The organism is Cognataquiflexum nitidum (assembly GCF_022538055.1).
Lineage (GTDB): Bacteria > Bacteroidota > Bacteroidia > Cytophagales > Cyclobacteriaceae > Cognataquiflexum > Cognataquiflexum nitidum.
This window is the reverse complement of sequence record NZ_JAKZAM010000005.1, coordinates 51,997-64,609: the sequence shown is the minus strand read 5'-3', so window position 1 is coordinate 64,609 and position 12,613 is coordinate 51,997. Positions and strand designations below refer to the sequence as shown.

Sequence of the window (12,613 nt, the reverse complement as noted above, 5' to 3'; positions counted from 1 at the left end):
GATTACAAATCGTTGATTTCGGCGACGACAAAAGTACTTCCTCCAATAAATATTAAATCCTCTTTTGAGGCTAAATTTTCAGCTTTTTCGATAGCTGCATTTACATCCCTGATTATTTCTCCACTTAAGCCAAATTCAAAAGCTTTTTGAGCCAATTCCTCAGCATCCATTGCTCTGGGTATAGTAGCCTGACAGAAAATATACCAAGCATTCTTTGGAAGAATGGACAAAACTTTTGAAACATCCTTGTCGTTGACCATGCCAATGACCATAAAAAGTCTGTTGAAAGTCAGCTCATTGATTTGCTCAATTATCAGCCTAATCCCATCCTCATTGTGGCCTGTATCACAAACCTTCATAGGATCTTTTCCCAAAATCTGCCACCTTCCTTTAAGCCCCGTGTTGGATACGATCCCTGATAATCCGTTTTTCACAGCACTCTCTTCAATCTTCCATCCCAAAGTTTTGAGAACTTTTATCGTCTGAAGAATTCCTGCAAGGTTTTTTTCCTGATAATTACCGTGTAGATCAATCTCGATCAAAGACTTTTCATCTTCATCTATAATTTCATACACACGTCTACCCGAGCTACTTGACCCGGACCTTTTCACCTTGATAGCATCCTCTGCAAAATAAATCGGTGCTTGAGTCTCTTCGGCTTTCTTTTCAAAAACAATAAAGGTTTCTTGCTGCTTTTGACTTATTACCACCGGTGTTTTTGGTTTTATAATCCCTGCTTTTTCACCTGCAATCAGTGGCAATGTGTTACCTAAAAATTGCATGTGGTCATAGCCAATATTGGTGATCACTGAAACTTCAGGCATCACGACATTGGTAGAATCCAACCTTCCTCCCATACCCACTTCAATGACGGCGATGTCGACTTTCTCCTTGGCAAAATACCAAAATGCCATACCTACGGTCATTTCAAAAAAACTAGGTTTCAATTCCTCCAAAAAAGCTTGGTTGCCCTCGACAAAATCCACCACCACTTTTTCAGGGATGTCATTTCCATTGATTTTGATCCTCTCTGTAAAGGACTTCAGATGGGGAGATGTGTATAAACCTACTTTGTATCCTGCCTCCATCAGGACCGAGCAAATGGCATGGGAAGTACTTCCCTTTCCGTTTGTTCCTGCGACATGAATAGATTTTATACTTTTTTCGGGATTACCAAGGTGGGAACAAAGTGCAAGGGTGTTATTCAAATCATTTTTAAATGCTGCAGCTCCGATCCTCTGAAACATCGGTAAAGCATTGAACAGATAGTCCAACGTCTCTTGGTAAGTCATGGATTAATCGACTTTGATGATAAAAGTAATTTTTCCTGTGGAATAATCGGCCGTGGGATTTCCAGATTGACGTTTGAAATTGACCTGATTCACTACAGTTCTGTAGTAGGCAAGGACCTCATTGGAAACGTTATACTCCAAAGGAACTGCCTGAACAATTTTGCCATTGTCATCGACTGTGATTTTAAAAACTATTTTGCCATTTCTAGTAGATACATTATCCTTAATATTGGGCTTAGAAGCAAAATCCCATCCCGCAAGTTCCAATCCTACTCCTGAAGCCGGTCCTGGATTTCCTACCCCTGATCCTGAGCCCATTATAGCCCTACCATCGACAGTGCCTGTAGGCTTTCCTTCATCACCTTTTTGGGTAGAAGATCCTTGCGCACTCCCCGAGGCCGGTTTTGAACCAGTACCTGAAGTACCACCTGCACCAAAAATAGCGCGTTGGTCAATCTTCGGTTTTTCCTCAGCTTTGGTAGTGGTTTTTTCAGCTTCGGAGGTAGAGGGCTGGGTAACAGGAGTCGGCTCTTTCTTGGCAGGACTAGGTTGCTTGCTTGCGGTACTTGCCTTTTCGCTGGCTTTTACGGGACTTGGGGCTTTGGATGGGGACTCGTAGGTTGTTTTGGCAGGGGAAGATTTGGGTTTTGCAGCCTCAGTTTTTGGTTCTGAAACAGGCACAGAAGATTCTACAGGTTTGGTTGCTTGTTCTCCAGGAGCAGGGGATTCGGTATTACTAGTTAGGGTTTCGGAGGCCGGTGTAGTGGTTTGGTTATTTCCACTTCCCTGGTCAGTAAATCCCAAATTCAATTCCATGCCATAGGTCGGAAGTGGTGGGATTTGCTCTTTCCATACTACGATAAAATAGATAGCAATCAGCAACAGCACATTCACCAAAATCGTGATGATCAGCGCTTTTCTTTTGTTTTCAGCTTCTTGGCTATCTGTCTCCCAAATCTGCATGTTACTTAAACGGTTGTGTTGCGATAGAAACGTTGGCTTCTAGGTTTGCAGCTATTCCTCCGATTTCGACCAAATACTCCACAGGAACTTGTTTGTCTATATGAAGAACCACTTGGCCTTTTTTGTCTTTCAAAAGTGCTGTCAGTTCAGTTTTTATCTGATCTCTGTTTACTACTTTATCATTAACGGAAAACTTGAGGTCTTTGGTTACTGTCACTGTTACTTCCTGCATGACGATATCCGAAGTTTCGCTTGATGGAAGATTCACCGGAAGCCCCGATGGGGTGATGAATGAAGAGGTCAACATAAAGAAAATCAGCAATAAGAAGATGATATCTGTCATTGAAGACATGCTAAATGCAGCATCTACTTTATGTTTGGATTGTAAGCCCATATTATATTATTTGTCCTGTAATAAGTCTATGAATTCCACAGAGGTATATTCCATGCTGTGGACCAATTTGGAAACCTGACTGACCAGGTAATTATAACCTAGGTAAGCAATAATCCCTACCACCAATCCGGCAGCAGTCGTTATCATAGCTTCATAGATACCTGTTGACAATAGTTTGGGGGAAACCATTCCTTCTTCCTGCGCTACTGCGATGAATGCCTGAATCATCCCTGTTACCGTTCCCAAGAACCCAATCATGGGTGCTGCACCGGCTACGGTCGCCAAAATCCCCAAATTCTTTTCAAGCTTATAAATTTCTATTTTCCCGACATTCTCAATAGAGACTTCAATGTTTTTGAGAGGACTTCCGATTCTTTCCAAACCTTTGGCAATCATGCTCGCTACAGGTGTACTTTCGCCCTGACAAAGAAATTTAGCTTGGTCCACCTTGCCGCTCTGTACCAAAATTTTGATTTGATCCATCAGGTGTTTGGGGGATTTTGCAGCTTTTCGGAGGGTAATCAGTCTTTCCACAAAAATAAAAACCGCAATTACAAAAAGGATGTACAGCGGGATCATCATGTATCCCCCTTTTATCAATAAGTCAAGCAACCCGATACTTGGTTTGCCAGGTTCCATCAAAGACAGAGAATCAGCCATCATTTGGCTATCGGTACTCAAAGTTTGTGCTAAAATCATGTTAATATTTCAAAATCCAGGTAGATTCATTAAAGTCAGCTTTGGCTGCAGCCAAAGCATCTGTAGCTGATTTAAAACTGCTGTATTTACCAACGGAAAGGCGGTAATTTCTGGTATCTCCCGAGGGGAAAATCAACCATATATCTTTGCCTTTATCCAAAAAGACCTGAGCTTCTTCCCTTGCTATTCTTTCATTGGGAAGACTGGCGACCACCAAATGGTAATTGCTCGACTCTTCTCTGGCAGTCAGTACAATCAATTTTCCGCCTGTGGATCCAACAATAGCCGGAGAAGTAACCACAGGTGACGGTGTTTCGACAACTTCGGAAACGATAGAGTCACTTAGGGTTTCTGCAGATTCTTCTATTTCAACCTCAGGTTGAACTTGTGTCTCTTCGGTTTTATTCTCGGTAATTTCAGGGGTTTCTACTATTTCAGATTGGCCGGGCAAATAGTATAAGAAGTATGCCATCGATGCTAAAACAATTAAAATCAGGAGGATAAGGCTAAATAGCAAAGGCACCTGACTCTTTTTCTTTCTTTCAGGGATTTCTGCAGATTCAAATTTTATGGCCGTCGCTACTGAGTGCTGATCCGCCAAATGCTCTTTTTGCAATGTTGCTATTTCTGTGATATCCCCTGAAGGTTTTGAAATTTCCTGTGGCACATCACTATGCAAAGGTTCTGCCTTTACAAAAGGAAAGCCATAGTCTTTGTCAGCCGAACTGAGGTTATTTTCAGAATCCTTTTCCATTAATGATCTAAGTCTATAAAGCTATGCAAACTAAATGAAATGGGTGAATTGCCAAATTGGTATTTGAACAAAGGTATCAATCAAAGCCACAGTAAATCTAAAATTTAATTGTTGCTCCTACAATACCCTGAATTCCCCGCACCGGGTAATTCAAAAATCTTTGGTTGTTTCTATTCAACAGGTTGTTGCCAATTACAAAAGCAGAAATCCTTTCAGAAATCTGATAATCTGCTTTAGCCTGAAGATCCAAAATCGCCGGCAGTACCGTCGTGAGGTCACTTTGTTGGTTAAAACCGACTATTCCCCCCATCAGGTGGGCATTAAGGTATATCAGCCATTTATCAGCAGGCATGAATTGATTGTGAATCTTAAACTCCCATTCGGGTCTTTGAAACGCAGCACCCAAGGTACTTAAAGAATAATTAAAATAATCAGCGGTGGCTGTCATTTTATACCAGCCTTCATGCTCCCATCCTACCTTTACGGTATAATTCAAAACCCTGGTATTTTCATCAAATAGCAGGTTAAACCTCAGACTATCTGTCACGCTGTTTGCAAAAAAGTGCATATTCCTATATTTTCCAACATTAAAACCGACTTCGTAAGTAAGCCCCTCAAGGATTGTACCTTTGATACCCGCACCTGTTTTAAAGTTTTGGATGGTATTTAGCAATTGGCTGCTAGGCCCCAAAAACTGATTTTCCATTACAAAATCATGGTATGTTTTTCTCAAAACATCCCCTTCAAAACTTCCATAAATACCTATTTCTTTACTGATCATGTATTCACCGCTCAAAGCAGGGAAAATATGGAAGTCAGACTTTTTATTGAGGGTTATATCATTTTCAAATACAATATTCACCCCTGCTGCTATTTTCAATGACTCATCCTGATAACCTATCTGTGGTTTGATTTTAAAGTAATTCCTGTTGATATCACCGTAAAATTCATCTTTTGGACTTGTCAGGGAAAGATCAAAATCAATATTTCCGTTTAGATTGTCATTGTACCAATAAGAGGAATTCGCTTTGATCGAGACCTCATTTTCTGCGGCAAGAAAATTATCATTAAAAGCCCGGATGCCTAGCCTTACGTTATAATTGATCCCCTCCATTTTGTCAATATCCTGGATTCCTCCAAAAAGCTGGAACGTATTGAAGATATTCTGGCTTGGAACAAAGTCCACGAGGTTCAAATCTTCGGGATCATAACCATAAAAGTTAAACTTGTGCCTGTCATATTTTACACCACCATAAATCTGAAAAACATCCATAAAGTATGTCCCATCCAAACCGAAATTGGTAATGCTTTCTCCAGAATTTCGTCCCCCAATAGGTCCTCTGGCAAAACTTTGATGCTTGAATTTAGCTCCAAAATCATAATTTTCATCCTCCCAAATGTTATAACGGCCCTCTAAAAGAGGAGACCCATAATTACCATATCCCACTCTGGCAAATCCGGGATATTGTTCTTCTACCACCTTTGGAAAGTTTTTCTGTGCAGCTTCCGCTTTGATACCGATAGGCGGAAGTGAAAGAAAATACTGCTTTACATCATATTCAAAACTCGAATTTCCCTTTGCCGCCGGTAATGTCGGCGCACGTTCAAATCTTCGCGGCTGAACAGGTAAGGTCAGCACCCTATCTTTTCTAATGATAAATTCCTGGTCCTTGACTTCCCCTTTTTCCTGACCATTGGCCAATCGGGGTAGCATTACCAATGCAATCAGGCCAAAAACAGTAAATAAGAAAGCCTTTTGTGGGGATGGTTTCATCTGATTTTCCTTCATACTATTTTATTTCAGCCATTTTTTTGTTTGCCATATCTTTAATTTCCTCATTATTGGAATTTTCAAGAATTGATTCCAATGTTGCTTTTGCCTGAAAAACCTCATTAAGCTTCAGGAAATTATCCGCTAAAAGAATAAAACATCTCCCATACCAATAATCATATGGGAAGAATGGACCTGAGAAGTCAAATATGGTGTTGTTCGACTGCTGAAAACTTCCCTTCAAGGCTTGGCTTTCTGCCAAAAGATACAATCCTTCTGCTCCATGCACAGTCTTATATTCATTGATCAGATCCATCAATGTCGCATCAGCATCTGCATCTTTTTTCAACTCCCTATGTGATTTAGCTTTGAGCAGGGTCGCCTCTGGAACTGCATCTTGGGTCACACTTCCCAGCTTGATCACCCTATCAGCAAAGAAAGCTGCCGAATCAAATTTTTGGGTTTGAAAATAAGCCTTCATCAATCCCGAAAAAACTTCAAATTCCTCGATTTTATTTCTTGAATAATTGATAGCTTCTCTATAAAAACCGATAGCCTGAACATAATTGCTATTTTCCATTTCTATTGCTGCTATCCTTTGTACAGCCTTGATTATTTGATTGGAGGATTTTTCTCTCTCAATCTGATAGAAATATTCCAAAGCCTTATCTTTTCGGCCTGATTTATAATGTGCATCTGCGATAAAGTAATTAGCTTCATCACGATTGAAAGTTTGAGGGTAGTTTTTAAGGTATCCTAAAAAAGCATTGATGGCTTGATCAAAAGAACTACTGAAATAAAGGTTTTTGGCTGCCTCATATTCTAAGTTTTGAAGACTTTTATTTTCAGGATTAGCATTCCTATATGTCCCAAGATATTGTGAAAACTCAGCTGACCTGCCCTGAAGTGCAAGTGCTTCCTGTAGACCAACAAGTGCTGCTTCGGCATTTGAAGAATTGGGATGCCTCTGTAGAATAGTTTTATAATCTTCTATTGTCTGATCATAATTTTGAAGGGAAAAATTAGCCACTGCTCTTCCTTCCAAAGCAAATGGAATAAATTGACTGTTTGGACGGCTGCTGATCAATCTTGAAAATCCTTCTCGAGCATCTTCATAATTCAATTGCTCCATATTGATCTGCGATTTTTGATACACTGCATCCTCGAAATACAGGCTGTTCGGGTATCCTGAGATCAATCTATCCAATTGATTAATGGCTTCAGAATTTCTACTTTGAAAATTAAAGACTACCCCCGACCTGAAATATGCATAATCCACCGAAGAACCTCCTTCATTTATTGCCCTTTGAAAGGCCGCTTGTGCTTCCTGGAATTTTTTCTGCACAAAATAAACATCACCCAACCTCACCAAAGCCTCCTCAAATTTGTCTGTATCATCGTTTTTTCCTCCCTTTTCGACATATTGTTTAAACTGGGGCTCAGCTTTTGAATATTGTTGGATATTGAAAAATGTATATCCCAATCCATAGTATGATTTTATCAAATAAGGATCAGAGGCTTTTGGCTTGAGATTTTGAAGCGTTTCATAAGACTTGATGGCTTGGGGACTTCTGTCTGTCGATGCATAATTTTCACCTTTCCAAAAATGCGCCTGAATCACTAAATCTCTGTCCATCGGCGAGGCGAGCGACTTGTCAAAGTAAGTTGTGGCCAAATCATGCTTCTTATCTCTATAGTAAACTATTCCTTGGTAAAAAGTAATTTTCTGATATGCCGATTTAAGCCTATCAGACTTGCGGGACATCTTTTCGATATGTTCGATGGCACGTAAGTAATTGTTTGTATTGATGAGTGCGTCTGTTAATAATACCTCAGCTTCGTTGGCATATATTCCATTAGGGAAATTTTCCAAATAGGTATCCAGCGCATTGACCGCTTCCTGGAAACTCCCTCTTTCCAGATTGACTTTGGCAAAATTCACCAAAGCATCTTCCCTGATTTTTGGATCACTTGGATTCTTGTAGGCAGCGTTGAAGCTTGTTGACGCAAACTGCGGATTGTTCAATTTCAGATAAGCATGTCCAAGATAGTAGCTCGATACCTGACCGATTTTATCTTCGATGACGGCAGACACTTTGAAATAATCCGATGCTCTTTGGAAATTCCCAATCTCAAATTGTGCCACTCCTGCTTTATAGATTTGAGACCTGTCTAAGTCCCTTTTTCGGGCATTCACAAAAGCATCATAATTTTGAGCTGCGGCCGCAAAATTCCTCTTTTCAAAATAAGCCTCGGCAAGGTAAAGGTGGATTTCTTCCCTGCGGTCTAGGTTGGGACGGGATTTCAAGACGGGTTCTGCATAAGTTATCAACTCGTCAAAATACCCTTGTTGGTAAAATATTCCTGCAAGCATGTAGGGGACCTTTGAGGAATAAAAAGTTGCTTTCTCAGCCTCCCTAAAATCCTTGATTGCCTGATCATAATTTCCTGACTCTTTGGAAATAAATCCTGCGTAATAGTAAGCATCAGCAGAATAACCTCCTTTTTCAACTTTTACCTGATTGAAATAATTCAATGCATTTTTAAAGTCTTTGAGCTGAAAATAGGAATATCCGGTCTTGAAATAGATTTCTGATTTCTGATCTGTTTTTATGGCTGCTGTTTCGATCTTTTGAAATGCAGGGATTGCTTCCCTGTAATTTTTTCGGTCAAAATAAAAACTGCCTAAAATAAACCCTGCCTCATTCTTTTTGGGATGGTCAGGATAGGTTCTTATAAAATTATTGATGAGATCGGCTGCGCCGGGATTCTCTATTTTAAGAGCTGAAACAGCATGGTAAAAGTCAACCAAAACCTGTTGGTTTTTATTTAATTCAGTGCTTTTTAGTTCCTCATAGTCAAACCTCGAAGCACTGAAAAGGTGTTTGTCAAACAATTCAAAATTGTCGTCAAGTTTGACTTGCTCTCCTGATTGATACAGACCTGTCTGCGCAAATACATTGTGGGTACTCCACAATATCCAAAACAATACTATGCTTTTCCTCATGGATGAATTATGCCTTTAATGCATGATTTTAAATACCAATTCTCTAAGAATCTCCCTGTCCTCCATTTCTCCTGAATCGACTCCTTTAGAACGCAAATCCGCTTCTTTTATATATGCGAAACAGTCAATAACCTTGCCTAAACGGAAATTATTTGCGGCAACCCTGTATTCTTTTAGATAATAAGGATGAACACCGGTGATTCTAGCAAGTTCGGCATCCGGCAACTGCTTATTGAAATGTACCAAAGCTACTTTGCTAAAATAGCCGTAAACCAAAGCAATGATCGGAATCAAGGGATGACTTTTGGGGTTCTGGGAGAAGTAGTGAATGATCTTGTTGGCTTTTACAACATCTTTGACTCCCATTGCTTTGGTAAGTTCAAAGTTGTTGTATTCCTTATTAATTCCAATGAATTTTTGGATATGGTCTTTTGTAATCTTTGTTTCTCCTTGAAAGTTGAGAAACATCTTCCCTAGTTCATTAGAGATAACTTCTAGGTTATTGCCAATGCTATCGGCTAAAAATACCGCAGTTGGATTATCTATGTTATGGCCTTTACTTTTGACATAAGTTTCTATCCATCCTGCCAATAAATGGTCCTTGATTTTTTCAGCTTTGACAAAAACAGTACTTTTTTCCAATTCCTTGGACAATGCCTTTCTGCCATCTACACTTTTATACTTATGGGCAAATACCAGAATTGTACTTGGTAGTGGATTTTTGATATAATTGATCAGCATCTGATCTATTTCTTCTTTCCCAAGCTGCGAGATGTTTTGGGCTTCTTTCACAATAACAACCTGCCTGTCAGCCATCATGGGAAACCTTCTCGCATTGTTTAAAATATCGGGAATAGTCACGTCTTTACCATACATCACCACTTGGTTGAACCCTTTATCGTGGGGCTGTAAGGCATTGGCTTCTATAAAATCTGATATTTGATCAATAAAAAACGGTTCCTCTCCCTGTAAAAAATAAATTGGCGCATATTTGCCGGACTTGAGGTCTTTTAATACATCTTCTGCTTTATTGGCCATGGTTTGAGTTTTCGTTCCAAATATATAAAGAAAACATTTTAGGGAAAGAATACCTGTAAGTACCCTAAGTAATTTTAAACTTTATTACCCTTAATTTTGTATTTACTTCAAAATACAGGAAAAACACGTGGAAGAATTTCAATCAAGCATATCACATTTCAAGGAAGGAAAATTTCAGGAGGCGCTTTCCCAAATCAATTCTTGCATTAAAAAAGACTGGAATAATCCAGAATACTTTTTTTTCAGGGCTCGCGTACATTCCCGACTTGGAGATTTTGATTCAGCCCTTATTGATTTCGATAAGTTGATCAACTTAGATCCCTACAATCCAAGTTATATCAACGACAGGGCAGTTGTACTTCACTTGATGAAAAAAAATGAAGAGGCTTTAGTGGAGTTTGATAGGGCCATCAATCTTGATCCCAAAAATCCTTATCGTTTTGCAAGCAGGGCATACTTTAGAGATAGGATTGGTGATTTGACAGGTGCAATTGAAGATTATGAAAAAGCCATTGAACTTGACCCGGATGATGCAGTGGCATACAACAACAAAGGGCTCCTTGAGGAAAAACTTGGCTATAGGGAAAGGGCAAAATCAAGTTTTTCCAAAGCTGATGATTTGATCGGGTATAGCCCAAAAGAAAATGCTGAATCCTTTCCAAAACCGGATACAGACACTCAGATTACCGCAGAGAACAGATTTGAAAACGATCCAAAAAAGATAACAGTCAAAAATTATTTCAAGTTAGTCAAGAATATTTTGACCAACCCCTCTACTCGTCAGGAATTTATGTTGTTTTTAAAATCAAAATTAAGTGGCAGCCCAAAATAAAATTTCTATACCTTTTTGATAACTAAAAGAGGTTTGTTGATAAAGTAAGACATCTTTCTTGAAAGATTATTAGAGAAAATCTGTTCAAACCACGTCTTCTTTTTACTCAGGGTAATGAGAATATCCCCTTTGGATATGATAAGGTAATTTTCCAATCCAAGACCCGGATCATCCCTATATGACTTAAGCACGAAATTGACCTTGTCATACTTGACAAAAGGCCTAAGCTCCTGAACCATTGTAATATGTAAAGATTTGTCTATATTCTTTATTTTTGTGCTTACATGGACAATATCGATTTCACTTTCCCAGTTTCGAGCCAATTCTACTACTTTTTGAATAGCAAGTTTATCTTCTTCAAGATAATCTGTTGCAAACACTAATTTCTTGGGCGTCTTGAAAAAAACCTTCCTTGGGACGACCATTACATCTCTTTCTGATCTTTCAACTAACTTACTTGTCCGCGTACCTATATAATTTTGCTTGAAATCATTTACCCCTTCTGTTCCCATGATGATAAGGTCAGCATTTTTTAAATCAGCATATTCCAAAATCGTATTGACCGTTTTGCCTTCTATGAATTCACTCTGACATGACTTTAATCCATTGGGTAAACTTTCTTGACTAACTATTTTAACAAGACTATCCAGCTTTTTTTGAATAAAAGAGTACTGATCACCAGAATGAAATTCGCTGGAAGCAAGTTTTTGATAGTCATCTTTATCAGGAACATGAAATAAAAATAAATCAGCTTTATACATTTCCCCTAGTTTGGCAGCATATTCAATAGCATTGAGTGAACATTCTGAGAAATCAGTCGGGCAAACAATCTTAAAAGTAGTGTCCATTTTGTTGACTTGTTAATATCCTAAAATTTGGTTTATCTGATTCAGTAGTGGTTTGTGGTTTTTAATTCTTTTATAGTTTTCAATTACCTGTGGTATGGCAGAATTTGGATTTGTCACACTAGCAATGTGCGGTGTGACTGTGATTTTGTCTGAATTCCAGAAGGGATGTTCCTGTGGTAAAGGTTCTTTCCTAAAAACATCCAAAAAAGCACCTGATATGGTGCCTTCACCTATCGCTGTCAACAAGTCATCCTCAACAAGATGATTGCCTCTCGCAACATTAATAATGTAGGTGCCCTTATTACACTTGCGGAAAAAATCCAGATTAAGGATATTTTCTGTCAAAGGTGTCAAAGGTAACATACAAATAATTAAGTTTACGTTATTTAAGAATTGGGGAAGTTCATCTCCATGAAAATAAGGGTAATCAGTATTAGATTTAGGACTGTTGCCATACCCAAAAACTGAAAAACCAAGAAACTTCAATTTTTGAATAACATCACCTCCCAAAGCACCTACTCCCATAACCCCGACCTTTGTCTCGAGTTCAGGATCACTCATATCCCAAACTTTCTTTTTCTGATTGGATTGGTACCTGTAGAGTTGTCGATGATGGTTTAAAGTTGCCATCACCACGTAATTGGTCATTGGAATAGTGAGTCCCGGGTCTACGATTCTGGTAATGGGCAGGGAAAGTGGAATCTCAGAATCACTCAAAATATGATCTACACCGGCCCCCATAGAGCAAATAAGCTTCAGGTTAGGAAATTCTTTGAGAATACCCTTTGGATGCTGCCATAAAATGGCCAATTCAACAGATTCTTTGTCCCTGATATCCGGAAAAACCTGAATATCAATTTTTGGATCAAACTTATTGAAAGTTTTTACCCAAGAACTAACATCTCTCCCAGGTGAAATAATAACTATACTCATTAGACTTTTAAAATTTTATTCTATGTAAAACTGCTTTTCTATCTCATTAAGTAAAAAAACAATTTTTTAAGCGGTTACACTA

Annotated in this window: 11 protein-coding genes; 1 reads left to right on the top strand and 10 read right to left on the bottom strand. The window is 38.9% G+C overall.

The window, feature by feature from the left end; all coding sequences use genetic code 11:
* Positions 1–2: 2 nt before the first annotated feature.
* The 8 genes from MMU07_RS04730 to holA all read right to left on the bottom strand — a co-directional run bounded on the left by MMU07_RS04730 (position 3) and on the right by holA (position 9,918).
* Complete coding sequence (locus MMU07_RS04730) at positions 3–1,292, bottom strand: bifunctional folylpolyglutamate synthase/dihydrofolate synthase (RefSeq protein WP_241124688.1); 1,290 nt, start codon at positions 1,290–1,292, stop codon at positions 3–5.
* A gap of 3 nt (positions 1,293–1,295) precedes the next feature.
* The gene (locus MMU07_RS04725) at positions 1,296–2,255 is read right to left on the bottom strand and encodes an energy transducer TonB (RefSeq protein ID WP_241124687.1); all 960 of its coding nucleotides are present in this window, start codon (positions 2,253–2,255) and stop codon (positions 1,296–1,298) included.
* Position 2,256: 1 nt separating this feature from the next.
* Positions 2,257–2,649, bottom strand: coding sequence for an ExbD/TolR family protein (locus tag MMU07_RS04720; RefSeq protein ID WP_241124686.1), 393 nt, complete (start codon positions 2,647–2,649; stop codon positions 2,257–2,259).
* 6 nt (positions 2,650–2,655) lie between these two features.
* The gene (locus MMU07_RS04715; RefSeq protein WP_241124685.1) at positions 2,656–3,348 is read right to left on the bottom strand and encodes a MotA/TolQ/ExbB proton channel family protein; all 693 of its coding nucleotides are present in this window, start codon (positions 3,346–3,348) and stop codon (positions 2,656–2,658) included.
* Between the two features lies 1 nt (position 3,349).
* Positions 3,350–4,102 carry an SPOR domain-containing protein gene (locus MMU07_RS04710; protein WP_241124684.1) on the bottom strand — a complete coding sequence of 251 codons (753 nt, stop codon included), beginning with the start codon at positions 4,100–4,102 and terminating at the stop codon, positions 3,350–3,352.
* 97 nt (positions 4,103–4,199) lie between these two features.
* Positions 4,200–5,876, bottom strand: a complete 1,677-nt coding sequence (locus MMU07_RS04705; protein ID WP_241124683.1) for a TonB-dependent receptor — start codon at positions 5,874–5,876, stop codon at positions 4,200–4,202.
* A gap of 16 nt (positions 5,877–5,892) precedes the next feature.
* On the bottom strand, positions 5,893–8,880 hold the full coding sequence (locus MMU07_RS04700) for a tetratricopeptide repeat protein (RefSeq protein WP_241124682.1): 2,988 nt from the start codon (positions 8,878–8,880) through the stop codon (positions 5,893–5,895).
* A gap of 15 nt (positions 8,881–8,895) precedes the next feature.
* Complete coding sequence (holA, locus tag MMU07_RS04695; protein ID WP_241124681.1) at positions 8,896–9,918, bottom strand: DNA polymerase III subunit delta; 1,023 nt, start codon at positions 9,916–9,918, stop codon at positions 8,896–8,898.
* Between the two features lie 127 nt (positions 9,919–10,045).
* Here holA and MMU07_RS04690 point away from each other — a divergent pair, with 127 nt between their 5' ends.
* Positions 10,046–10,750, top strand: coding sequence for a tetratricopeptide repeat protein (locus MMU07_RS04690; RefSeq protein ID WP_241124680.1), 705 nt, complete (start codon positions 10,046–10,048; stop codon positions 10,748–10,750).
* A 5-nt stretch (positions 10,751–10,755) separates the two neighbouring features.
* Here MMU07_RS04690 and MMU07_RS04685 read toward each other — a convergent pair whose 3' ends face one another.
* Entirely contained in the window at positions 10,756–11,598 is an 843-nt protein-coding gene (locus tag MMU07_RS04685) for a universal stress protein (RefSeq protein WP_241124679.1), read from the bottom strand.
* 12 nt (positions 11,599–11,610) lie between these two features.
* Positions 11,611–12,531 carry a 2-hydroxyacid dehydrogenase gene (locus MMU07_RS04680; protein ID WP_241124678.1) on the bottom strand — a complete coding sequence of 307 codons (921 nt, stop codon included), beginning with the start codon at positions 12,529–12,531 and terminating at the stop codon, positions 11,611–11,613.
* Between the last annotated feature and the right edge of the window lie 82 nt (positions 12,532–12,613).

Excerpts from the sequence above, each read along its gene's own strand:
- MMU07_RS04730 (WP_241124688.1), bottom strand. The coding sequence starts at position 1,292 with ATGACTTACCAAGAGACGTTGGACTATCTGTTCAATGCTTTACCGATG.
- MMU07_RS04725 (WP_241124687.1), bottom strand. The coding sequence starts at position 2,255 with ATGCAGATTTGGGAGACAGATAGCCAAGAAGCTGAAAACAAAAGAAAA.
- MMU07_RS04720 (WP_241124686.1), bottom strand. The coding sequence starts at position 2,649 with ATGGGCTTACAATCCAAACATAAAGTAGATGCTGCATTTAGCATGTCT.
- MMU07_RS04715 (WP_241124685.1), bottom strand. The coding sequence starts at position 3,348 with ATGATTTTAGCACAAACTTTGAGTACCGATAGCCAAATGATGGCTGAT.
- MMU07_RS04710 (WP_241124684.1), bottom strand. The coding sequence starts at position 4,102 with ATGGAAAAGGATTCTGAAAATAACCTCAGTTCGGCTGACAAAGACTAT.
- MMU07_RS04705 (WP_241124683.1), bottom strand. The coding sequence starts at position 5,876 with ATGAAACCATCCCCACAAAAGGCTTTCTTATTTACTGTTTTTGGCCTG.
- MMU07_RS04700 (WP_241124682.1), bottom strand. The coding sequence starts at position 8,880 with ATGAGGAAAAGCATAGTATTGTTTTGGATATTGTGGAGTACCCACAAT.
- holA (WP_241124681.1), bottom strand. The coding sequence starts at position 9,918 with ATGGCCAATAAAGCAGAAGATGTATTAAAAGACCTCAAGTCCGGCAAA.
- MMU07_RS04685 (WP_241124679.1), bottom strand. The coding sequence starts at position 11,598 with ATGGACACTACTTTTAAGATTGTTTGCCCGACTGATTTCTCAGAATGT.
- MMU07_RS04680 (WP_241124678.1), bottom strand. The coding sequence starts at position 12,531 with ATGAGTATAGTTATTATTTCACCTGGGAGAGATGTTAGTTCTTGGGTA.